22 protein-coding genes are annotated in these 20,977 nt (G+C 67.6%); 8 read left to right on the top strand and 14 right to left on the bottom strand.

Annotated elements, in window-relative coordinates; genetic code table 11:
- The first annotated feature begins 1 nt into the window (after position 1).
- Positions 2–1,021 (top strand): DNA polymerase III subunit delta, encoded by a 1,020-nt coding sequence (gene holA / locus GR303_RS06125; protein WP_161725467.1) that lies wholly within the window; start codon positions 2–4, stop codon positions 1,019–1,021.
- A 280-nt stretch (positions 1,022–1,301) separates the two neighbouring features.
- Here the strand turns inward: holA and GR303_RS06120 are convergent, their stop codons facing one another.
- The 5 genes from GR303_RS06120 to mnmE all read right to left on the bottom strand — a co-directional run bounded on the left by GR303_RS06120 (position 1,302) and on the right by mnmE (position 7,059).
- Positions 1,302–2,180 carry a ParB/RepB/Spo0J family partition protein gene (locus tag GR303_RS06120; RefSeq protein ID WP_161725469.1) on the bottom strand — a complete coding sequence of 293 codons (879 nt, stop codon included), beginning with the start codon at positions 2,178–2,180 and terminating at the stop codon, positions 1,302–1,304.
- Between the two features lie 22 nt (positions 2,181–2,202).
- Positions 2,203–3,042: a ParA family protein gene (locus GR303_RS06115; protein WP_161725470.1), complete on the bottom strand. Its 840-nt coding sequence runs from the start codon at positions 3,040–3,042 to the stop codon at positions 2,203–2,205.
- Complete coding sequence (rsmG, locus tag GR303_RS06110; protein WP_161725472.1) at positions 3,039–3,665, bottom strand: 16S rRNA (guanine(527)-N(7))-methyltransferase RsmG; 627 nt, start codon at positions 3,663–3,665, stop codon at positions 3,039–3,041. The genes GR303_RS06115 and rsmG overlap by 4 nt, the downstream gene beginning before the upstream one ends.
- Positions 3,662–5,548 (bottom strand): tRNA uridine-5-carboxymethylaminomethyl(34) synthesis enzyme MnmG, encoded by a 1,887-nt coding sequence (mnmG, locus tag GR303_RS06105; RefSeq protein WP_161725473.1) that lies wholly within the window; start codon positions 5,546–5,548, stop codon positions 3,662–3,664. The genes rsmG and mnmG overlap by 4 nt, the downstream gene beginning before the upstream one ends.
- 200 nt (positions 5,549–5,748) lie before the next feature.
- Positions 5,749–7,059 carry a tRNA uridine-5-carboxymethylaminomethyl(34) synthesis GTPase MnmE gene (gene mnmE / locus GR303_RS06100; protein WP_161725474.1) on the bottom strand — a complete coding sequence of 437 codons (1,311 nt, stop codon included), beginning with the start codon at positions 7,057–7,059 and terminating at the stop codon, positions 5,749–5,751.
- Between the two features lie 119 nt (positions 7,060–7,178).
- Between mnmE and GR303_RS06095 the strand changes: the two genes are divergently transcribed.
- The gene (locus GR303_RS06095; RefSeq protein WP_161725476.1) at positions 7,179–9,215 is read left to right on the top strand and encodes a thioredoxin domain-containing protein; all 2,037 of its coding nucleotides are present in this window, start codon (positions 7,179–7,181) and stop codon (positions 9,213–9,215) included.
- A gap of 411 nt (positions 9,216–9,626) precedes the next feature.
- Here GR303_RS06095 and GR303_RS06090 read toward each other — a convergent pair whose 3' ends face one another.
- Positions 9,627–10,136, bottom strand: a complete 510-nt coding sequence (locus GR303_RS06090; protein WP_161725478.1) for an Lrp/AsnC family transcriptional regulator — start codon at positions 10,134–10,136, stop codon at positions 9,627–9,629.
- Positions 10,137–10,261: 125 nt separating this feature from the next.
- On the opposite strand from GR303_RS06090, the gene GR303_RS06085 reads away from it, so the two are divergent.
- Positions 10,262–11,098, top strand: coding sequence for a DMT family transporter (locus tag GR303_RS06085; protein ID WP_161725479.1), 837 nt, complete (start codon positions 10,262–10,264; stop codon positions 11,096–11,098).
- Between the two features lie 222 nt (positions 11,099–11,320).
- On the opposite strand, the gene GR303_RS06080 is transcribed toward GR303_RS06085, so the two are convergent.
- The 5 genes from GR303_RS06080 to hemE all read right to left on the bottom strand — a co-directional run bounded on the left by GR303_RS06080 (position 11,321) and on the right by hemE (position 15,448).
- Positions 11,321–11,626: a GIY-YIG nuclease family protein gene (locus GR303_RS06080; protein ID WP_161725480.1), complete on the bottom strand. Its 306-nt coding sequence runs from the start codon at positions 11,624–11,626 to the stop codon at positions 11,321–11,323.
- 156 nt (positions 11,627–11,782) lie between these two features.
- Complete coding sequence (gene rho / locus GR303_RS06075; RefSeq protein WP_161725481.1) at positions 11,783–13,048, bottom strand: transcription termination factor Rho; 1,266 nt, start codon at positions 13,046–13,048, stop codon at positions 11,783–11,785.
- A gap of 209 nt (positions 13,049–13,257) precedes the next feature.
- On the bottom strand, positions 13,258–13,968 hold the full coding sequence (locus GR303_RS06070; RefSeq protein ID WP_161725482.1) for a hypothetical protein: 711 nt from the start codon (positions 13,966–13,968) through the stop codon (positions 13,258–13,260).
- Between the two features lie 10 nt (positions 13,969–13,978).
- Positions 13,979–14,401, bottom strand: a complete 423-nt coding sequence (gene hemJ, locus GR303_RS06065) for a protoporphyrinogen oxidase HemJ (RefSeq protein WP_161725516.1) — start codon at positions 14,399–14,401, stop codon at positions 13,979–13,981.
- A gap of 9 nt (positions 14,402–14,410) precedes the next feature.
- Positions 14,411–15,448 carry a uroporphyrinogen decarboxylase gene (gene hemE, locus GR303_RS06060; protein WP_161725483.1) on the bottom strand — a complete coding sequence of 346 codons (1,038 nt, stop codon included), beginning with the start codon at positions 15,446–15,448 and terminating at the stop codon, positions 14,411–14,413.
- Positions 15,449–15,827: 379 nt separating this feature from the next.
- Here hemE and GR303_RS06055 point away from each other — a divergent pair, with 379 nt between their 5' ends.
- Genes GR303_RS06055 through dnaQ form a run of 5 tightly spaced genes read left to right on the top strand, consistent with a single transcriptional unit; the run spans position 15,828 to position 19,467 of the window.
- The gene (locus GR303_RS06055) at positions 15,828–16,658 is read left to right on the top strand and encodes a pyruvate, phosphate dikinase/phosphoenolpyruvate synthase regulator (RefSeq protein ID WP_161725484.1); all 831 of its coding nucleotides are present in this window, start codon (positions 15,828–15,830) and stop codon (positions 16,656–16,658) included.
- 3 nt (positions 16,659–16,661) lie between these two features.
- Positions 16,662–17,279 carry a Maf family protein gene (locus GR303_RS06050; RefSeq protein WP_161725485.1) on the top strand — a complete coding sequence of 206 codons (618 nt, stop codon included), beginning with the start codon at positions 16,662–16,664 and terminating at the stop codon, positions 17,277–17,279.
- 9 nt (positions 17,280–17,288) lie between these two features.
- Positions 17,289–18,137, top strand: a complete 849-nt coding sequence (locus GR303_RS06045) for a shikimate dehydrogenase (RefSeq protein WP_161725486.1) — start codon at positions 17,289–17,291, stop codon at positions 18,135–18,137.
- Complete coding sequence (coaE, locus tag GR303_RS06040; protein WP_161725487.1) at positions 18,134–18,739, top strand: dephospho-CoA kinase; 606 nt, start codon at positions 18,134–18,136, stop codon at positions 18,737–18,739. Before GR303_RS06045 ends, coaE begins: the two co-directional genes overlap by 4 nt.
- Before the next feature lie 14 nt (positions 18,740–18,753).
- The gene (gene dnaQ, locus GR303_RS06035) at positions 18,754–19,467 is read left to right on the top strand and encodes a DNA polymerase III subunit epsilon (protein ID WP_161725488.1); all 714 of its coding nucleotides are present in this window, start codon (positions 18,754–18,756) and stop codon (positions 19,465–19,467) included.
- A gap of 89 nt (positions 19,468–19,556) precedes the next feature.
- Here dnaQ and GR303_RS06030 read toward each other — a convergent pair whose 3' ends face one another.
- The 3 genes from GR303_RS06030 to secB form a co-directional block, all read right to left on the bottom strand.
- Entirely contained in the window at positions 19,557–19,883 is a 327-nt protein-coding gene (locus GR303_RS06030; protein WP_161725489.1) for a helix-turn-helix domain-containing protein, read from the bottom strand.
- Positions 19,792–20,181: a type II toxin-antitoxin system RelE/ParE family toxin gene (locus GR303_RS25390; protein ID WP_425515142.1), complete on the bottom strand. Its 390-nt coding sequence runs from the start codon at positions 20,179–20,181 to the stop codon at positions 19,792–19,794. Before GR303_RS25390 ends, GR303_RS06030 begins: the two co-directional genes overlap by 92 nt.
- Positions 20,182–20,460: 279 nt before the next feature.
- Positions 20,461–20,943: a protein-export chaperone SecB gene (secB, locus tag GR303_RS06020; RefSeq protein WP_161725490.1), complete on the bottom strand. Its 483-nt coding sequence runs from the start codon at positions 20,941–20,943 to the stop codon at positions 20,461–20,463.
- Positions 20,944–20,977: the final 34 nt, after the last annotated feature.

Raw genomic sequence — 20,977 nt, 5'->3', positions numbered from 1 at the left:
CATGGTCGCCGTCAAGGCCGGGGATGTGGAGGGGGCGCTGCGGCGCCCCGACCCGCGCGTCGGGATCTTCCTGTTCTACGGGCCCGATATGGGCCTCATCAACGAGCGCGCCCGCACGGTCGCCGAGCGCGCGGTGGACGATCCGTCCGACCCGTTCCAGCTCATCCGCATCGACGGCGACGACATCGCCGCCGATCCCGGCCGCCTTGCCGACGAGGCCGGCACCATGGGCCTGTTCGGGGGCAAGCGCGCCATCTGGGTGAAATCCACCTCCCGCAACATCGCCCCGGCGGTCGAGGCCGTGCTCAAGGGCGAGCTGCAGGATACGGTGATCGTGATCGAGGGCGGCGACCTGCAGAAATCCTCGCCGTTGCGAACCCTCTGCGAGCGCTCCCCGAAGGCGCTCGCCCTGCCCTGCTATGCGGACGAAGGCAGGAATCTCGGCACGGTGGTGGACGAGACCCTGAAAGCCAACGGCTTTTCCATCGAGCGCGAGGCGCGCGCGGCGCTGATCGCGAGCCTCGGCGGCGACCGCCTCGCCACCCGCGGCGAACTCGCCAAGCTGATGCTCTATGCCCATGGCCGCAGGGAGATCACGCTCGCCGACGTGGATGCCATCATGAGCGACGTGTCGAGCCTCGCCATGGATGCGGTGGTGGACGCGGCGTTTGCCGGCGAGGGCACGGGCCTCGAAACCGGCTCCCGCCGGCTTGCGGCCGAGGGCGTGAATGCGGGCGTGCTGCTCGGCGCCGCGCTCCGCCATGCCCTGATGCTGCTCGGCGCCCGCCTGTCCGTGGAGGAAGGCCGGCCGATCCCGGCCATCATGGAAACCCTGCGCAGCCTGCATTTCCGGCGCAAGCCCCTGGTCGAGCGCCATCTCCAGCGCTGGACCAGCGACAGCCTCAAAAGCGTCATCGCCCTGCTGCAGACGAGCCTCTTGCAGACCCGCCGTATGGCCGATCTCGGCGATACGATCGCAGCGAAGACCTTGCTCGATATTGCAAGGGCGGCGCGGCGGTAGGCGGGAAGTCCCACGCTGTCGTTCACGGCCGAACGCATTGAGGGGAAGGGTTCCATAGCGCTGAGCCTGATCGTGATCCCCTTCCCTCGCCTGCGGCTTGGCCTGAGGATGACACCCTAGTCATGGCATCCTCTCTCCAACCCACAGACCTCATCCTGAGGAGCAGACGCAGTCTGCGTCTCGAAGGAGGATCCAGCGCTCTCCGGATCCTCCTTCGAGACGGATTGCTCACGCAATCCTCCTCAGGATGAGGTCTGTGACATGTTGAATGGAGATCGGCTTACGCCTTCAACCGCCGGCACAGCCCGTCGAGCTGGTCCAAGGTCTTGTATTTGATGCGCAATTCGCCGCCCTCGCCCTTGTGGTCGATGCTCACCGTCAGGCCGAGCACGTCCTGGAGCGCCTTTTCGAGGGCGCGGGTGTCCGGGTCCTTTTCGGCCCTCGCGGGCTTCGGCCCCTTCGCCGCCTTCGCGCCGCCCGCATCGCCCTGCGCGATCTCCTCCACCTGGCGCACGCTCAGGCCCTCGTCGAGGATGCGCTTGGACACCTGAACCGGGTCCTTCACCGAGAGCAGCGCGCGGCCGTGGCCGGCGGTGAGCTTGCGCTCGATCAGGAGCTTGCGCACGGAGGCCGGCAGGTCGGTGAGGCGCAGCATGTTGGCGATGTGGCTGCGGCTCTTGCCGATGATCTTGGACAGGGTCTCCTGGGTATAGGAGAATTCCTGCATCAGGCGCGCATAGCCCTCCGCCTCCTCGATCGGGTTGAGATCGGCGCGCTGGACGTTCTCGAGGATCGCGTATTCCAGGGACGTCTTGTCGTCGATGGTCACGACCACCACCGGCACCCGGTGCAGCCCCGCCCTCTGGGCCGCGCGCCAGCGGCGCTCCCCGGCGACGATCTCGTATTCGTCCCTGTGATTCGGGATCGGGCGGGCCACGATGGGCTGGATGATGCCGCGGTCCTTGATCGACTGGGTCAGCTCGCTCAGGTCCGTGTCGTCGAACACCTTGCGCGGGTTGCGCGGGTTGGGGCGCAGCAATTCCACCGGAACGGATTTCGGCGTGTATCCCTTGCGCTCCAGGGTGCCCATCTCCTCCCCGACCTCGCCGATCAGGGCGGCCAATCCGCGGCCCAGGCGCGACTTTCCTTCTTCAGCCATCGTGTTCTCTCGTTCGTGGTTTTCAGGCCGCGCGCAGGGCGCGCTCGCGCTGGATGATCTCGGAGGCGAGTCGCAGATAGGCCTGCGAGCCGGCGCATTTCAGGTCGTAGAGCAGCACCGGCTTGCCGTGGGACGGCGCCTCCGACACGCGCACGTTGCGCGGGATCATGGTGTCGTAGACCTTCGCTCCCATGAACTGGCGCACATCCGCCACCACCTGGCCGGACAGGTTGTTGCGCGGGTCGAACATGGTCAGCACGACCCCATGGATCGTCAGCTCCGGGTTGAGGGCGGACCGGACCTGCTCGACGGTCTTCAGGAGCTGGCTGAGACCCTCCAGCGCGAAAAATTCGCATTGGAGCGGCACCAGAACGGCATCGGCAGCGGTCAAGGCGTTGATGGTCAAAAGATTGAGCGATGGCGGGCAATCGATCAAAATATAGGTAAAGGGTTCATTTACCTCGACGGCCGAAAGCTCGCGGATGGCCGAGCGCAGACGATGAGCCCGGTTGCGCTCGTTGGCGATCTCCAGCTCGATGCCGAGGAGGTCGAGGGTCGAGGGGGCCACCGACAGACCGGGCACCACGGTCTCGGTGATCGCCTCGGCCAGCGAGGCCTCGCCTGCCAGCACATGGTAGGTGGAGGTCTGGCGGCTCTTGCGGTCGATGCCGAGCCCGGTCGAGGCATTGCCCTGCGGGTCGAGGTCGATGATCAGCACCCGCTCGCCGATGGCGGCCAGCGCCGTGCCCAGGTTGATCGCCGTCGTCGTCTTTCCGACGCCGCCCTTCTGGTTGGCGAGCACGAGAACGCGGGGCTTCACCCCACGCGCGCCTGCTTCGGGTCCGTTGCGGTCGGTCATCATGATTGGCTCTCGATGGAGGTTATGCGCAGGATCCTGGCTTCGGAATCGGTCGAGCTCGGCAGGATCTCCGCGTCGAATGTCCACTTTTTCCGCGCCTCGGTCAATTCGATCCCGGCGTCGCGGCCCTTGGGAAAGAGGCCGATTGTCCCCGCTTTCAACATCGGCGCGGTCCAGTCCAGGAGCTGGACGAGAGAGGCCAGGGCGCGGGCGGAGACCACGTCGGCTTGGCCGACGAAGCCGGGAACCACGGCTTCGAGCCGCGCCTCGTGCACTTGGGCGGAGACGCCCGTCAGCCGCGCGATGTGGCGCAGAAAGGCGCATTTGCGGGAATTGCTCTCCACCAGGTGAACCCGAAGCCCCCTCTCCGCGCCCGCGATGGCAAGAACGAGGCCCGGGAAGCCGGCGCCGGAGCCGAGATCGAGCCAGGTCCGGGCGTCCTCGGGCGCGAGGGCGAGGAGCTGGAGCGAATCCGCGATGTGGCGGTCCCAGATGGAATCGAGGGTCGCCGGGCCGACGAGATTCTTGATCGCCTGCCAGCGGCGCAGCTCCCGCTCCAGGAGTTCGAGCCGCTCGAATGTTTCACGTGAAACATCGAGGCCGGCAGCGGTGATGGGGTTCGTCATGCCGGCACCGTCTCCGCCGGACGGGAGCCGCGGCCGGATCCCTTGCGGGCATGGGCGGCGAGCAGGGTCAGGGCGGCCGGGGTGATGCCCTCGATGCGGGCCGCCTGTCCCAGGGTCCTGGGCCGGACGAGATCGAGCTTGGCCTTGATCTCGTTCGACAGGCCCGGCAGCTCCCTGAAATCGAGGCTCTCCTCCAGCACCACGCTCTCGTCGCGCCGGTAGGCGGCGATGTCCGCCTGCTGCCGGTCGAGATAGACCGCATAGGTGGCATCCGTCTCGAGCCGCTCGCGGACCGGGCCGCTCACGCCGGCGAGATCCGGCCAGACCCGCTCCAGGTCGCTCCAACCGATGCTCGGATAGGAGAGAAGCTGATAGGCCGTGCGGCGGATGCCGTCCTGGTTCAGCTCCAGCCCATGCCGCGCCGCCTCCTGCGGCGTCAGGGTGAGGGCCTGAAGCCGCTGGCGGGTGTGCCGGATCTCCTGCTGCGACTGCCGGAAATGCGCCTCGCGCTCCGACCCGACGCAGCCGATCTCCAGACCCTTTCCGGTGAGCCGCTCGTCCACATTGTCGATGCGCAGGCTGAGGCGATACTCGGAGCGGGAGGTGAACATGCGATAGGGCTCGCTGACCCCGCGGGTGATCAGGTCGTCCACCAGGACGCCGATATAGGACTCGGCCCGGTCGAACACGATCCCGTCCAGGCCCGAAGCGCGGCGCGCGGCGTTCAGCCCCGCCACCAGCCCCTGGGCCGCCGCCTCCTCGTAGCCGGTGGTGCCGTTGATCTGGCCCGCCAGGAAGAGCCCCTGCACCGCCTTGGTCTCCAGCCCGGCGGTGAGGTTGCGCGGGTCGACGTAGTCGTACTCGATGGCATAGGCCGGCTGGAGCATGTGCACCTTCTCCAGGCCGGGGATATGCTTGAGGAAGGCGAGCTGCACGTCCTCCGGCAGGGAGGTCGAGATGCCGTTGGGATAGACGGTGATGTCGTCGAGGCCCTCGGGCTCCAGGAAGATCTGGTGTCCGTCCCTGTCGCCGAAGCGCACCACCTTGTCCTCGATGGAGGGGCAGTAGCGCGGCCCCGTGCCCTGGATCTCGCCCGAATACATGGCCGAGCGGTGCAGGTTCTCCCGGATCAGGTCGTGGACCCGGGCCGTGGTGCGGGTGACGCCGCATTCGATCTGGGGATTGGCGATGCGGGTGGTGAGCAGGGAGAACGGCACCGGCTCGTCGTCCGCCGCCTGCTTGTCCACGCCGGCCCAGTCGATGGTGCGCCCGTCGAGGCGGGGCGGGGTGCCGGTTTTCAGGCGGCCGAGGGTGAAGCCGAGCCGGGCAAAGGTTTTGGGCAGGCCGAGCGACGGGCGCTCGCCCATGCGTCCGGCCGGGATCTTGCGCTCGCCGATATGGATCAGGCCGGAGAGGAAGGTGCCGGTGGTGATGACCACGGCGCCGGCGGCGAGCTCCCGCCCGTCGGCGAGGAGCAGGCCTGCGACGCGGCCGTCGCGAATCACGAGATCGTCGGCCTCGCCCTCCACGATGGCGAGGTTGGGGGTGGCGAGCAGCTCCGCCCGCATGGCGCGGGCATAGAGCTTGCGGTCCGCCTGGGTGCGGGGGCCGCGCACGGCCGGGCCTTTGCGGCGGTTGAGCAGGCGGAACTGGATGCCGGCCCGGTCGGCAATACGGCCCATGACCCCGTCGAGGGCATCGATCTCGCGCACCAGATGGCCCTTGCCCAGGCCGCCGATGGCCGGGTTGCAGGACATGGCGCCGACGGTCGCGAGCCTGTGGGTGACCAGCGCCGTCCGCGCGCCCAGACGCGCGGAGGCAGCCGCGGCCTCGGCCCCGGCATGGCCGCCGCCCACGACGATCACATCGAACGAAGCACTCATGACGTTTTCCATGCCTGGGATCTACGCAGCGCCGGGGCGAAGGTCAAAAGGGCAAAATGTTTCACGTGAAACATTTTGGGTCCGCTCCGGTTCTGCACAGGGCTTCCACAGCCTGTGCAGAGGCGATTCAGCACCGTTCCACCGATTCGTGAACAGCCGAACCGACGCCGCGCACAGAATCGCGAAAAGGTTACCGCGCCCTATTTGCCGATGCAGAAGCTGGAGAAGAGCCGGTCGAGCACATCCTCCACGTCCACCCGGCCTGTGATCTCGCCGATGGCCCGCGCGGCGAGCCGCACCTCCTCCGCCGTCAACTCCAGCGGCCCCTTCCCCGTCAGCATGGCGCGGGCCCGCTGCAACGATTCCTGCGCCCTGCCGAGGGCGAGCCGGTGGCGCTCGCGGGTGATCACCGCATCGCCCTGTCCCATCAGGCTCGCCGCCTCCGCCTCCAGGCGCGAGACGAGCTCGGGCATCCCCTCCCCCGTTGACGCCGAGATCAGGAGGTCGCAGTCGGGCCGGTTCCGGTTCAGGTCCGCCTTGGTCCCCAGCTTCAACAGGCGCCGGGCCGGCGGCGGGGGGCTCGCCTCGCCCTCCGGCGGCACGAGCCAGAGCACCAGGTCGGCATCCTGCGCCCGGGTGCGGGCGCGGGAGACGCCCTCCTGCTCGATCAGGTCCGCGCTCTCCCGCAGGCCGGCCGTGTCGACGATGACCACGGGCAGCCCGCCCAGGTCGCAATGGACCTCGATCGCGTCGCGGGTGGTGCCGGCAATGGGCGACACGATGGCCACGTCCCGCCGGGCCAGCGCATTGAGCAGGGTCGACTTGCCCGCATTGGGCGGCCCGGCCAGGACGACGGTGAGCCCCTCCCGCAGGCGCTCGCCGCTGCGGGTCGCGAGCGCCCCGGCGATCTCCCCCTCCACCTCCCCGGTCAGCCGCAGGATCTCGGCCTCCAGGCCCTCCGGCACGTCGCCCTCGTCGGAAAAGTCGAGGCTCGCCTCCAGCAGGGCCAGCGCCTGCAGCACGCGCTCCCGCCAGCCCTCGGCCGCATTGCCGAGCCGGCCGCCGAGCTGGCGCATGGCCTGGCGGCGCTGCGCCTCCGTCTCGGCATCGATGATGTCGGCGAGGCCCTCCACCTGGGAGAGGTCCATGCGGCCGTTGAGGAAGGCCCGGCGGGTGAACTCCCCGGCCTGTGCCGGGCGGCAGCCCTCCAGCGATCCCAGCGCCCGCAGCACGGCGGCGCGGGTGGCGAGCCCGCCGTGGATGTGCAGCTCCGCCTGGTCCTCGCCGGTGAAGCTGCGCGGCCCGGGCATCCACAGCACGAGGGCCTGGTCCAGGGGCTCGCCCGTCGCCGGATCGACGAGGGTCCGCACCACCGCCCGCCGGGGCTCGGGCACGCCGCCGGCCATCCGCTCCAGGATCAGGCCGCTCCCCGGCCCGCTGATCCGGATCAGGCAGACCGCGGCCCGGCCGTGGCCCGAGGCGATGGCAAAGATCGTGTCGTCCGAACGCATCGGTTGAACCTCGTGACAGCAAGAGGATTTAGACCACCGGAGCCCTACATCATCGCGGGGATCGGTTCCGACCCGAGCCGACCCCGCCGGGCCAGCCGGCCGTGAGCAGGAGCGGATTCATGAATCGCCTGAAGAACGCGAGTTCCCCCTACCTCCTGCAGCACAAGGACAATCCTGTCCACTGGTGGGAATGGGGGCCGGCGGCCCTGGCCGAGGCGAAGCGCCTGAACAGGCCGATCCTGCTCTCCGTGGGCTATGCCGCCTGCCACTGGTGCCACGTGATGGCCCATGAGAGCTTCGAGGATCCGGGCGTGGCCGCGGTGATGAACGAGCTCTACGTCAACATCAAGGTCGACCGGGAGGAGCGGCCCGACGTGGACCATGTCTACATGAGCGCGCTCCACCTTCTCGGCGAGCCCGGCGGCTGGCCCCTCACCATGTTCCTGACCCCCGAGGGCGAGCCCTTCTGGGGCGGCACCTATTTTCCGAAGGAGCCGCGGTTCGGCCGTCCTGGCTTCGTGGCGGTGCTGCGGGAGATCAGCCGCCTTTACCATGCGGAACCGGAACGGGTCCTCAAGAACCGAAACGCCCTGAAAGAGCACCTCGCCAGGGTGGAGACCGGGGATGGCGGCGTCCTGGGTCCGAGCGATCTCGACCGGATGGGCCTGCGCCTGACGGAACTGGTCGACCCCCAGCATGGCGGGCTCCAGGGGGCGCCGAAATTCCCCAACCCGCCAAAGCTGGAGTTCCTCCTGCGCTATGCCCGCCGCAGCGGCGACGGCGGGGCGCGCCAGCGCTTCCTGCTGACCCTCGAGCGCATGGCGCTCGGCGGCATCCACGACCATCTCGGCGGGGGCTTTGCCCGCTACTCCGTCGACGAGCGCTGGCTCGTGCCGCATTTCGAAAAAATGCTCTACGACAACGCGCAGCTCCTGGAGCTCTATGCCCTGGGCTTCGCGGAAACCGGCCGCCCCCTCTTCCGACAGGCGGCTCAGGGAATCGTCGCCTGGCTCGAGCGGGAGATGGTGACGCAAGAGGGCGCCTTCGCCTCGAGCCTCGATGCGGATTCGGAGGGCGAGGAAGGCCGCTTCTATGTCTGGAGCCTGTCCGAGATCCGCGAGGTGCTGGGCGGGGAGGACGCCGCCTTCTTCGCGCGGGTCTACGACATCACGGCGGAGGGCAATTTCGAGGGCCGCAACATCCCCAACCGCCTGATCTCCGGCGAGGCACCCGATCACGTGGAACAGCGGCTTTCCGCCATGCGCGAGAAACTCCTGGAGCGGCGTGGCTCCCGAGTGAGGCCCGGCCTCGACGACAAGGTGCTGGCGGATTGGAACGGGCTGACGATCGGCGCGCTGGTGCGGGCAGCCCCCCTCCTCGGCCGGCCGGATTGGATTTCCCTGGCGCAGGGGGCCTATCGCTTCGTGGCCGGGTCCATGAGCCGCGACGGCCGGCTCGGCCATTCCTGGCGCGGCGGGGCGCTGATCTTCCCCGGCTTCGCCCTCGATCACGCCGCCATGATGCGGGCGGCGCTCGCCCTCTTCGAGGTCACGTCGGAGCCCTCCTATCTCCGGGACGCGCAGGCCTGGCGCGACGTGCTGCTGTCGGAGTTCCTCGTCGAGGAGACCGGCTGCCTTGCCATGACGGCCCGGGGCGCGGACCCATTGGTCGTGCGGCCGCAGCCCACCCATGACGAGGCGGTGCCCAACGCCAACGGCGTCTTCGCCGAGGCCCTGGTCCGGCTGGCGCAGATCACGGAGGCCGAGAGCGACATCCGGCGCGCCGCCGAGACCCTGAGCCGGCTCCTGGGCGTCGCCCGCGCCTCGCCCCTGGGCCACACCTCGATCCTCAACGCCCTCGACCTGCATCTCAGGGGCCTGAGCATCGTCGTCACGGGAAACAACGCGCAACCGCTTTATGAAGCGGCCCTGCAGATCCCCTACCCCGAGCGGAGCGTCCGTCGGCTGCGCGAGGACGAAGCGCTGGACGACAATCACCCGGCCAGGGCTCTCGCCGCCTCAAGCCAGGAAGCCCAGGCCCTCGTCTGCGCCGGCCAGCGCTGCTCCCTGCCGGTCACGGATGCGGACGGGTTGAGGGCGCGGGTGCGGGAGATGCTGGCGGCCGAGCAGGGATCCGGTATCGCGGGCGGATATTAGATCAAGGGCAGGAGCCCTCCTTCCCCACAAGCCTCGGGCTTGCCCGAGACTTGTCTTGGGCCTGCCGCAAGCCGGGAACACCCGACTTGCGCTGGGGAGGAGGTGCAGGTGGGGGTGTGAGCGAGAGCCTATGCAGGCCTGGCGCTGGCTCACCTCTCCCTGAGGGAGAGGTCGGACCGTCAGGTCCGGGTGAGGGGTTACAGCCCTCTCCGGCACCCGCTCACCCCCTCACCCTCGCTATCGCTCGACCTCTCCCCGCCGCAGGTCGGGTGTTCCCGACCTGCGGCCCAGAAACGGATCTCGGGAACACCCGAGATCCGGGGAGAGGTGAGCCTGCGCCACGCTGGTCCGGTTCAGCGCCGACACCCCACCCTCGGTCCCTTCCACAAGGGGGAGGGAAAGAGCAACACCTCAGCAATCCGGCTCGCGTCTCTCCGCCTCACGCCTCAGATGGGTCAGCGGCAGGGCGGCGTCGGATTTCACGCGGGTCAGGGCGAAGTTCGAACGGATGTCGCCGATCATCGGCAGGGTCAGGAGCCTTTCGGTGAGAAGGCGCTCATAGGCCTTCAGGTTCGGCACCACGATCTCGGCCATGAAGTCGGCCGTGCCGGAGACCATGTGGCAGGCCACCACCTCCGGCATCGCGGCCAGCGCCTCCTGGAGCGCCTGCGCATGGTCGCGGGAATGTTTTTCCACTTTGATCTCGACGAAGACCGTGAGCCCCAGGCCCACCGCCTCCCGGTCGAGGACGGCACGGTAGCTGCGGATGAAACCCTCCCGCTCCAGACGCCGCACCCGGCGCAGGCAGGGCGAGGGCGAAAGGCCGACCTGATCGGCCAGTTCCTGATTGGTCAGCCGCCCATCCGCCTGCAGGGCGCTCAGGATGCGCAGGTCGATGCCGTCGAGATCGATATAGGGCATGGGCTCACCACAAGGACCGGATGGACGCAATCTTCTGCCAAGAACCGGCCTCCCGCAAGCCGAACTTCGCAAGGACATGCCCTGCCTTGCAAGTTTATGCTCAGGCGCATCGAAGGAGGCTCGTCATGTCCGACATCGCCCGCGCGCTCCCCCATTCCTCCACCCGCCCCGCCCTTCCCGGCTGGCTCGCAGCCCTGGCGACGGTCACGATCTGGGCCGCCTGGGCGGTCGGCACCCGCCACGCCGTCACCCACGAACTGCCCCCCGCCGCCCTCGGTCTGCTGCGGTTCGGGATCCCGGCGCTCCTGCTCGCGCCCATCGCCTGGGGCATGCAATTCGCCCCGGCGGCGGAGATCGGCCCGCTCCTGCCGGGCACCATGCCGCTCTTCGTCGCCCTCATCGGCTGGCTCGTCTTCGGGGAGCGGCTCGCAGGCCTGCGGGTCTTCGGCTTTGCGCTCATCCTGGCCGGCGTCGCCTGCATCGGCGGCCATGGGCTGCTGTTCTCCGGCAACGGCGCCTGGCGCGGCCACCTGCTGCTGCTCACCGGCGCCGGCCTGTGGGGGATCTACACCCACGCCTACCGCCGCTGCGGCTTGTCGGCCCTGCAGGCCGCCGCCCTCATCGGCCTCTGGTCCTTCCTGATCCTGCTGCCCTTCGGCGGGGCGCCGCTCCTGCATGCCCTCGACCATGGGCTGGACAGGCCGGTCGTCCTGCAGGCCCTGCTTCAAGGCTTCCTGTCGGGGGTGGCAGGGATCATCCTCTACGGGATCGCCATCGACCGTCTCGGCGCCTCGCGCGCCGCCGCCGTCTCGCCCCTGTCGATCGTGCTCGCGGCCCTGCTCGCCATTCCGGTCTTGGGCGAAATCCCAAGTGCCGCTGCCTGGATCGGGATCGTTTTGGCGACCCTTGGGGTTGTGCTGGCGAGCGGCGTCTTCAACCGGCCCTCCGCGAGGGCGGGATGAAGACGATGCCTGTCACCGTGCACGGGAGCACCGATGTTCTTTTTCTTCTCGAACCGGCTGGGCTGCGCAGGCTCGCTGCTGATCTCCGCCGTCCTGACCGTGATCGTGCTGGCGCTGATGGGCGTGCTGTGAAGTCGAATTCCGGAAGGGAGCTATCCGGCGTTTCCTGGATCCTCCTTCGAGACGGTCGCTGCGCGACCTCCTCAGGATGAGGGCAGTGTTTCATGATTGGCGGGCAGGTGGTCTCTTCGCCAATTCATGGAGCAGTTCGAAGTCGCCACGGATCAGGGCTTCCTTCTTGGCTCGCGTCCAGCGTTTGACTTGGCGCTCATAAGCGATGGCATCGGTGATGCGGTCGAAATGCACGGAATACGCGAGGCTCACAGGCCTGCGCTTAGCTGTATAGCCTCCGAACAGGCCCAGATTGTGCTGACTGACGCGGGTCTCCAGATCATCCAGCCGGCTCGTGCCGACATAGTAGCTGCCGTCCGCACAATGCAGGATGTAGAACCAGCAACCCTGCCCCACCAGAATACTCCTAAGCCACAAGCACCATCCTCATCCTGAGGAGCCGCGGAGCGGCGTCTCGAAGGAGGGTCCCGTCTGCACGGAAACTCCTCAAAACAAAAACCCCACCCTCTTGTGAGAGGATGGGGCTCAATTTCCGCAGGCGGACGGTCCGCCTCAGGTGTTCATCGAGTCGAAGAAATCCTGGTTCGACTTGGTCTGACGCAGCTTGTCGAGCAGGAACTCGATGGCGTCCACCGTGCCCATCGGGTTGAGGATGCGGCGCAGCACGTACATCTTCTTGAGCGTGTCGCTCGGCACCAGCAGCTCCTCCTTGCGGGTGCCGGAGCGGGTGATGTCGATGGCCGGGAAGGTGCGCTTGTCGGCGACCTTGCGGTCCAGGATGATCTCCGAGTTGCCGGTGCCCTTGAACTCCTCGAAGATCACCTCGTCCATGCGCGAGCCGGTGTCGATGAGCGCGGTCGCGATGATGGTGAGCGAGCCGCCCTCCTCGATGTTGCGCGCCGCGCCGAAGAAGCGCTTCGGGCGCTGCAGGGCGTTGGCGTCGACGCCGCCGGTGAGCACCTTGCCGGAGGACGGCACCACCGTGTTGTAGGCGCGGCCCAGGCGGGTGATGGAATCGAGCAGGATCACCACGTCGCGGCCGTGCTCCACGAGGCGCTTGGCCTTCTCGATCACCATCTCGGCCACCTGCACGTGGCGCGTCGCCGGCTCGTCGAAGGTGGAGGCCACGACCTCGCCCTTCACGGAGCGCTGCATGTCGGTCACCTCCTCCGGGCGCTCGTCGATGAGCAGCACGATGAGGTAGCACTCGGGATGGTTGGTGGTGATCGACTGCGCCACGTTCTGCATCAGCACGGTCTTGCCGGTGCGCGGCGGCGCCACGATGAGCGCGCGCTGGCCCTTGCCGATGGGCGAGACGATGTCGATGATCCGCGGCGAGAAATCCTTGCGGGTGGGATCGGCGATTTCGAGATTGAAGCGCTCGGTGGGGAAGAGCGGCGTCAGGTTGTCGAAGTGGACCTTGTGCCGGATCTTCTCCGGATCCTCGAAATTGATCGTGTTGACCTTGAGCAGGGCGAAGTAGCGCTCGCCCTCCTTCGGGCCGCGGATCGGGCCGTCCACCGTGTCGCCGGTGCGCAGGCCGAACTTGCGGATCTGCGAGGGCGACACGTAGATGTCGTCGGGACCGGGCAGGTAGTTGGAATCGGCCGAGCGCAGGAAGCCGAAGCCGTCCTGCAGCACCTCGACGACGCCCGCGCCGATGATCTCCACCTCACGGGCCGCGAGCTGCTTGAGGATGGCGAACATGAGCTCCTGCTTGCGCATCGTGCTCGCGTTCTCGACCTCGAGCTCCTCGGCGAAGGCGATGAGTTCGGTCGGCGTCTTGGATTTCAGGTCTTGAAGCTTGATTTCCCTCATCGGGGAACACTCTCGGGGTAAGGTCGCGGAGGCCTGGGGCTGTACGCGGGGGAGGTGAAGGGAAACTTCGACAGGGCCGCCGGGTTCACGAACCGTGACTGGGGAGCCCTGAGGGCCCGTGCAGCGCACCTGTCTTTGAGGAAGAGACCCCTTATTTAGCCTTTTTCCGGAAAAGTCTCAAGACCTGACGCCTCAAAAAAGCGCGACCGTCATCCGCCGGGGCGATGCCAGATCCTGAGATCCCCGACCGGCACGAAGCCGTTGCGGGTGGCGGCTTCGCGTTCCGCCTCGCGCTCGTAGCCGACGAGGGGCAGCCCCGGAAAACGCCGGGCCGCCAGCGCCGCCATCCCCCTCCAGACAGCGTCGATGCGGTCGGCGGGAGCAAAGAGGTTCGACAAGCCGACGGCCCCGCCGCCCCGGTTCAGGATGCCTCCGGCGACAATGCTCCTGTCCTGCCGGAACGACGCGAAGACGATGTCGGGATCGCTCAGGAGCGCCGTCCCGAACGGGCACGGCTCCGGGGATGCCCCCGGGCCGGACCAGGCATGGCTCCACGCCGTCAGGTCCCGCGCGTTCTCGACGACGGCGACCTCCTCCGGCACGCTCCCGGCGGCAGGAGGTTCCAGGAACAGCCATTGCGCATCGAACAGGGGCTGAAAGCCCAGCGGCGACAGGTCGATGGCGGCAAAACTGTCCTTGACGGCCCAGCCCCGGCCGGGATCCGTCCCGACCAGGGAAGCCACAACGTCCGCCAGCCCCGGATGGCCGGTCAGGGTCACCGCATCCGGATAGAACCGGGGCGTGCCGTGCCGGTTGAGCCAAAGATCGTCGCGGAACTCGCCGGGCCTGCCGTCGGCGCGGCAGACCGCGTCGCACCACAGGGCATTGTTGCGGGCCGCGAGGGTGGCGAGCTCGTTCACCGTCCCGATCTCAAAACGGCTTCACGATCACCAGGATCACGATGCCGATCATCAGCACGGTCGGCACCTCGTTGAGGATGCGATAATATTTGGCGGGCCGCGTGTTCCTGTCGGCGGCAAACTCCTTCAGCCGGCGCACATAGACCCCGTGGACGCCGGAGAGGATCAGCACGAGGAGCACCTTCGCGTGCAGCCAGCCGGATCTGTACCAGCCGCCCTCCCAGATCAGGTACAGGCCGAGCACCCACACCACGGTCATGGCCGGGTTGATGATCGCCTTCAGCAGGCGCCGCTCCATGATCTTGAAGGTCTCGGACTGGATCGAGCCCTTGGGCGCGTCGCAGTGATAGACGAAGAGGCGCGGCAGGTAGAGCATGCCCGCCATCCACGCGATGACGGCGATCACGTGGAACGCCTTGAGCCAGTCGTACAGCATGGAAACTCAAGCCCCCCGCACGCGGGCGATCATCCGCTCCACGTGCTCGATCGGCGTCTCCGGCAGGATGCCGTGGCCGAGATTGAAGATGTGCGGGCGGCCGCGGGCCGCCGCGAGGACATGATCGACGCCCTGCGTCAGCGCCTCGCCCCCCGCGATCAGCGCCAGCGGGTCGAGATTGCCCTGAGTCGCGACAGTATTCGGCAGGGTCGGCAGCACGACCGCAGGGTCGAGGGTCCAGTCGAGGGCCAGCGCATCGCCGATGCCGGCCGCGGCGAAGCGGTGGAGATTGGCGCCGCCGCCGCGCACGAACACGATCGCCTTGGCCTGCGGCCGCGCCTGCTTGAGGCCGTCCACCATGCGGCGGATCGGATCGAGCGACAGGCGGTCGAACAGCGCCGGCGGCAGGGCCGAGCCGAAGCTCTCGAAGATCTGCACGGCTTCCGCGCCCGCATCGATCTGGCGGATGAGATAGGCGGTGGAGGCCCGCACCAGGCGGTCGATGAGCGCGTCCATGAAGGCCGGGTCGCGATAGGCCGTGAGCCGCGCCGGCGCCTGGTCCGGGGTGCCCTTGCCGGCGATCATGTAGCTCGCCACCGTCCAGGGCGCGCCGCAGAAGCCGAGGAGCGTGGTCTCCTTCGGCAGGCTCCTGCTCAGGCGGTCCAGGGTCTCGAAGACCGGGTCGAGCCGCTCCAGGGGCAGCTCGTCGGCAAGCCGCGGGAAATCCTTGCTCGACGTGACGGGATCGAGCTTCGGTCCCTCGTTCTCGACGAAGCGCACGTCCTGTCCCAGCGCATGGGGAATGACCAGGATGTCGGAGAACAGGATCGAGGCGTCGAAGCCGAAGCGGCGGATCGGCTGGAGCGTCACCTCCTCGGCAAGCCTCGGATTGTAGCACAGGTCGAGGAAGGAGCCGGCCTGGCTTCGGGTCGCCCGGTATTCCGGCAGGTAGCGGCCGGCCTGGCGCATGATCCAGATCGGCAGCGGCCAGACCGGCTCGCCGTTCAGCACGCGTAAGACAGCTTTGGTGGGACGCTCGCTCACAGGCCCTCTCTTAAAAGAAATTCTTTGAATCTAAGAATCTGATGTTTCTCTTGGGCCGTGAATCGCAAAGCCGCAACCCCGTCCACAAGCGGTCCACACAGGGGTCGGGTTTAAGGGTTCATTAACGGATGGGGCAGGGCCGCCACAATCCTTTCCGGAATCTTAAATCTTAACAGCCCGTTAACGAAGCTTAACCAAACCTGAATCGAAAACGTCCGGGTGATTCGTACCGGATTCTCCCAAAAGGCCGATTCCGGAATCGCACAACGGGGAGCCCTGTTGATGGGTTGGCCTGAATCCCACAGGGCCTTTTGCTGGACCTCGCCGCCCAAGCGTTTTATCCACACTGATCGACTCCTCTTCATGGAGGCCGCGGGCCGTGGGACGCAGCTACTTCCATCTCCATCTCGTCTCCGACTCGACGGGCGAGACGCTGATCACCGTCGCCCGCGCGGTGGTGGCGCAGTATGAAGGCGTCGCGGCGATCGAGCATGTCTATCCGCTCGTGCGCTCCACCACCCAGCTCGAGCGCGTGATCAGCGAGATCGAGACCGCGCCCGGCATCGTGCTCTACACCCTCGTCGAGCGCGACCTCGCCTCCCGCCTCGAGGAGGTCTGCCGCGCCACCGGCTCGCCCTATCTCTCCGTGCTCGAGCCGGTGCACCAGCTCCTCTCGTCCTATCTCGGCGCCCATTCCACCGCCCGGCCCGGCGCGCAGCACATGCTGAACGCGGAATATTTCAAGCGCATCGACGCCATGAACTTCACCCTGCTGCACGACGACGGACACCTGCCGCACGACCTGGACGAGGCGGACGTGATCCTGGTCGGCGTGAGCCGCACCTCCAAGACGCCCACCTCCGTCTATCTCGCCAATCGCGGCCTCAAGACCGCGAACATCCCGCTCGTGCCCGGCGTGCCGCCGCCGGCGGTGCTGGAGACGGCGAGGACGGCCCTGATCGTGGGCCTCGTGGCGACGCCGGAGCGGATCATCCAGATCCGGCAGAACCGGCTCCTCAGCCTCAAGGCCGATGACGACACCTCCTACGTGGACCGCGAGGCCGTGGCGGAGGAACTGGCGGCCTCCCGCAGGCTTTTCGCCCGCAACGGCTGGCCGGTGATCGACGTGACCCGCCGCTCCATCGAGGAGACGGCCGCGGCGATCATCGATCTCTACCGCGACCACCGCCAGCGCCTTGCGGCGAGGTAGCCCATGCCCGCCCTCTGGACCCCGGCCGAAAAGCTCCTGCTGGCCTCCACCAGCGCCACCCGCCTCGCGCTGCTCGTGAGCGCGGGCCTTCCCGTCGAGACGCAGGCGCCCGGCGTGGACGAGCGGGCGGTCGAGGCGGAGGCGGCCCGGCAAAACCTCGATCCGGTCGCGCTCGCCGCCCGGCTCGCCGACGAGAAGGCGCTTGCGGTGAGCCGCCGCCATCCGGCGCGGGTGGTGCTCGGGGCCGATCAGGTGCTCGCCTGCGAGGGCGAGGTGTTCCACAAGCCCGCCGGCCGGTCGGATGCCCAGGCGCAGCTCGGGCGCCTGGCGGGACGCCGGCACGATCTCCATTCCGCCGGAAGCCTCGCCATCGGCGGGCAGGTGGTCGAGCGCTTCTCCAGGAGCGCGCATCTTGCCATGCGGCCGCTCACCGAGGAGGGGATCGCGCTCTATCTCGACCTCGCCGGCCCCGAGGTGCTCAGGAGCGTGGGCGTTTACCAGCTCGAAGGGTTTGGCGTTCATCTCTTCGAGGCGGTGGAGGGGGACCATTCGACGATCCTCGGCCTTCCCCTCCTGCCCCTGCTCGCCGCCCTGCGCCGTCTCGGCTGCCTTGCCCTGTAAGGACGCACCATGCCCAAGGCCTTCGTCGTCGGCCATCCGATCAAGCATTCCCGCTCGCCGCTGATCCACGGGCACTGGCTGAAGGCCTACGGCCTCGACGGCTCCTACGAGCGCATCGACGTGGCGCCTGTGGATTTCGGGGAATTCCTGCGCGGCTTCTCCGCCCGGGGCTATGCCGGCGGAAACGTCACCCTCCCCCACAAGGAGATCGCCTTTTCCGCCGTGGACCGCCGCACGGCGCGGGCGCAGCGCGTGGGCGCCGTCAACACCCTCTGGCTGGAGGACGGGCTGCTCTGGGGCGACAACACGGACGTGACGGGCTTCATGGCCCATCTCGACGCCAGCCTGGGGGCCGGCTGGGAACAGGCTGTGGACACCGCCCTCGTGCTGGGCGCGGGAGGCGCGGCCCGGGCCGTGGTGGCGGGCCTCCAGGACCGGGCTCTCAAGCGGATCTTCGTGGCGAACCGCACCCTGTCGAAGGCGGAGGACCTGGTCCGCGATCTCCGGCCGGGCAGCCGGGTCGCGCTCGAAACCTCGGCCTGGGAGGCCCTCGGGCGGGTGATCCCGCATGCCCAGCTCATCGTCAACACCACCTCGCTGGGCATGGCGGGCCAGCCGCCGCTCGCCCTCGACCTGGCCGGTGCGCCGCGCCACGCCGCCGTCGCCGACATCGTCTACGTTCCCCTGCAGACGCCGCTCCTGGCCGCGGCGGCGCAGCAGGGTCTGAGAACGGTGGACGGATTGGGCATGCTGCTGCACCAGGCGGTGCCGGGCTTCGAGCGCTGGTTCGGCGTGAGGCCCGAGGTCACGCCGGAGCTGCGCGCCCTGATCCTCGCCGATATCGAGGGCGCCCGATGACCTTCGTGCTCGGGCTGACCGGCTCCATCGGCATGGGGAAATCCGCCACCGCCGCTCTCTTCCGCCGGCTCGGAATCCCCGTCCATGATGCGGATGCCGCGGTGCACCGGCTCTACCGCGGCCGCGCCGCGCCGCTGATCGAAAAGGCCTTTCCCGGCACCGTCACGGACGGCGCCGTCGACCGGGCGCGGCTCGGGGCCGCAGTGCTCGCCGATCCGGCGCGGATGCGGGAGCTCGAGGCCATCGTGCATCCGCTGGTGCGCGAGGAGGAGGAGGCATTTCTCCGCCAAGCCTCGGCGCTCGCGCCCGTCGTGGTGCTGGACATTCCCCTCCTGTTCGAGACGGGGGGCGAGAAACGCTGCGACGCCACCCTCGTGGTCACCGCCCCGGCCGAGGTGCAGCGCGCGCGGGTGCTCGCCCGGCCCGGCATGACGGCGGAGAAGTTTTCTGCCATCCTGGCCAAGCAGATGCCCGACCGGGACAAGCGCGAGCGCGCCCATTTCCTCGTCGATTCCAGCCGCGGATTTGCCTCCGCCGAAGCGCAGGTGCGCACCATCCTCGCCTGCCTCGCCGGCCGGCCGGGCCGGCGCCACCGCTTGTGATGAAGAGTTTTGCGATGTCGCGTGAAATCGTCCTCGATACCGAAACCACCGGCACCGATCCCGCCAAGGGCGACCGGGTGATCGAGATCGGCTGCGTCGAGCTCCTCAACCACATCCCGACGGGGCGCAGCTATCACGTCTACATCAACCCGGAACGGCCGGTCTCGCCCGGGGCCTTCGCCGTCCACGGCATCTCCGACGAGTTCCTCGCCGACAAGCCGGTCTTCGCGGCGGTGGCCGACGAGTTCGCCGCCTTCGTCGGCGATGCCCGGCTCGTGATCCACAACGCGGCCTTCGACATCGGCTTCCTCAATGCGGAATTCGCCCGCACCGGGCACCCGGCCTTCAACCTCGCCGACGTGGTGGACACCCTTTCCATGGCCCGGCGCAAGCATCCGGGCGCGTCCAACAGCCTCGATGCGCTCTGCGCCCGCTACGGCATCGACAATTCCCGCCGCACCAAGCACGGGGCGCTGCTCGACGCCGAGATCCTGGCCGAGGTCTATATCGAGCTGATCGGCGGCCGCCAGGTGGGCTTCGACCTGTCGCTCCAGCCCTCCGCCCGCCGCGCGGCGGGCGCGGCCGCCCGGGACGCCCGCCCGCGCACCCTGATCCCGCGCCTGACCGAGGCCGAGCGCGCCGCGCACGAGGCCTTCATCCAGTCGCTCGGGCCCGGCGCCATCTGGCGCGAATATCTCGGCGAGACGAAGCCGGAGGCTTCCTCATAGAAAGCATCGGCTTCGGAAGAGCGGAGTGTATATGCTGAGCCTAGATATTTCGGACAATTAGCTGAATAGCCACACCTTAAGGTCGAGGCTTAGAGGATAGTCTCGATCCCTTTTTTATCAGCGAGAGCCAGCAGCTTAAGCGCGGAGCCAGTCGGCTTCTTCTCCCCGCGCTCCCACTTGCTCACCATACTGGCAGTGACGTTGAGAGCCGCTGCAAAGGTTGCTTGACTCATGAGGGATTTCTCACGAATTCGCCTCACGTCATCCGGTTCAATAGGGTCCACAGGGGTGAGGCACGCCACATCGAAGTGGCGCATCGTTGCCTTATCGATTGCGCCGACTTTGTGGAGGCCCTTCATCGCCAGATGGACTGATCGAAGCGGGTCGCTCCGATAGGTCTTTCTGGTACTTTTCATAATCAATCTCGATCCATTCTCCGGTATTGGTCAATGCCGGAATGTGTACATCTGCGAGGTTCGCAAGCACCTTGGCCGCATCTCGAAAGACGGTTTTCTCGTATGAGGACAGGTTGGCTTTCCGGCTCTTCGGAAAGATGTGGAGAAACACCGCTCTGTCGCCCCGCTTGTAGACGATAACAGCCCGGTAATCTCCGGAGCGGCCCATCCGCTGCTTGATCAGGAACTTCCCGACCTCGGCATCGATGTGGCCTTTTTCTGCGCGGGCGATGGCTTCGCACAGGTCTTCATCACTGATCTTGTTCTTACGCGCCTCGCGAGCAGCGTCCTTTGCTATATAGGTTTTTATGTCGGCCCTTCAGCGCATCCCCTGCGCTTCTTCGTGTTTTGATTATTCTCATGGCGTTCTCCCGATAGATTCCTCTGGAAGCTTATTGCGCCCTTCCTTAGAAGAGCGAGATCGTCAATCTATAGTCCCTAGGACCATAAATCAAGACGTTTCAGAACGATCTAAGCAATAAAAAAGGTGGAGCGGTTGCCCGCTCCACCCAAAGATCGCAATAAAGCTGGATTCTTCTTACGACAGGGTCTGGCCGCCGCCGTTCTGCTGCGCCTGCACCTCCGCCGCGCGCTGGCGGTAGAGGGCGACGAAGTCGATCGGGTCGATGTAGAGGGGCGGGAAGCCGCCGTTGCGCACCGCGTCGGCCACCATCTGGCGGGCGAAGGGGAAGAGCAGGCGCGGGCACTCGATCATCACCACCGGGTGCAGCTGGTCCTGCGGGATGTTCTGGACCCGGAACACGCCGGAATAGGTGAGCTCGAAGGCGAACAGCACGTCCTTGCCGCCGACCTTGGCATCGCCTTCCAGCGTCAGGTCGACCTCGAAATCGGCCTCGGCAAGCTGCTTGGCGTTGACGTTCACCTGCAGGTTGATCTGCGGGCCCTCGGTCTGGGGCTGGAGGGAGCGGGGCGCGTTGGGGTTCTCGAAGGAGAAGTCCTTGCAGTATTGCGCAAGGGCGTTGAGCGCGGGCGCTCCGTTGTTTGCCGGATTCTCGGCCATGGTGTCTTGCTCCCTAAGGGGTCTCGTCGGGCCC

The organism is Microvirga arsenatis (assembly GCF_009910705.1).
Classification (GTDB): Bacteria; Pseudomonadota; Alphaproteobacteria; order Rhizobiales; family Beijerinckiaceae; genus Microvirga; species Microvirga arsenatis.
The sequence above is the reverse complement of the archived record's forward strand: the minus strand, read 5'-3'. Positions and strand labels throughout refer to the sequence as shown.

What these genes read in the sequence shown, in the direction of transcription:
- holA (WP_161725467.1), top strand. Translation starts at nt 2, where the DNA reads ATGGTCGCCGTCAAGGCCGGGGATGTGGAGGGGGCGCTGCGGCGCCCC.
- GR303_RS06120 (WP_161725469.1), bottom strand. Translation starts at nt 2,180, where the DNA reads ATGGCTGAAGAAGGAAAGTCGCGCCTGGGCCGCGGATTGGCCGCCCTG.
- GR303_RS06115 (WP_161725470.1), bottom strand. Translation starts at nt 3,042, where the DNA reads ATGATGACCGACCGCAACGGACCCGAAGCAGGCGCGCGTGGGGTGAAG.
- rsmG (WP_161725472.1), bottom strand. Translation starts at nt 3,665, where the DNA reads ATGACGAACCCCATCACCGCTGCCGGCCTCGATGTTTCACGTGAAACA.
- mnmG (WP_161725473.1), bottom strand. Translation starts at nt 5,548, where the DNA reads ATGAGTGCTTCGTTCGATGTGATCGTCGTGGGCGGCGGCCATGCCGGG.
- mnmE (WP_161725474.1), bottom strand. Translation starts at nt 7,059, where the DNA reads ATGCGTTCGGACGACACGATCTTTGCCATCGCCTCGGGCCACGGCCGG.
- GR303_RS06095 (WP_161725476.1), top strand. Translation starts at nt 7,179, where the DNA reads ATGAATCGCCTGAAGAACGCGAGTTCCCCCTACCTCCTGCAGCACAAG.
- GR303_RS06090 (WP_161725478.1), bottom strand. Translation starts at nt 10,136, where the DNA reads ATGCCCTATATCGATCTCGACGGCATCGACCTGCGCATCCTGAGCGCC.
- GR303_RS06085 (WP_161725479.1), top strand. Translation starts at nt 10,262, where the DNA reads ATGTCCGACATCGCCCGCGCGCTCCCCCATTCCTCCACCCGCCCCGCC.
- rho (WP_161725481.1), bottom strand. Translation starts at nt 13,048, where the DNA reads ATGAGGGAAATCAAGCTTCAAGACCTGAAATCCAAGACGCCGACCGAA.
- GR303_RS06050 (WP_161725485.1), top strand. Translation starts at nt 16,662, where the DNA reads ATGCCCGCCCTCTGGACCCCGGCCGAAAAGCTCCTGCTGGCCTCCACC.
- GR303_RS06045 (WP_161725486.1), top strand. Translation starts at nt 17,289, where the DNA reads ATGCCCAAGGCCTTCGTCGTCGGCCATCCGATCAAGCATTCCCGCTCG.
- coaE (WP_161725487.1), top strand. Translation starts at nt 18,134, where the DNA reads ATGACCTTCGTGCTCGGGCTGACCGGCTCCATCGGCATGGGGAAATCC.
- dnaQ (WP_161725488.1), top strand. Translation starts at nt 18,754, where the DNA reads ATGTCGCGTGAAATCGTCCTCGATACCGAAACCACCGGCACCGATCCC.
- GR303_RS06030 (WP_161725489.1), bottom strand. Translation starts at nt 19,883, where the DNA reads ATGAAAAGTACCAGAAAGACCTATCGGAGCGACCCGCTTCGATCAGTC.
- secB (WP_161725490.1), bottom strand. Translation starts at nt 20,943, where the DNA reads ATGGCCGAGAATCCGGCAAACAACGGAGCGCCCGCGCTCAACGCCCTT.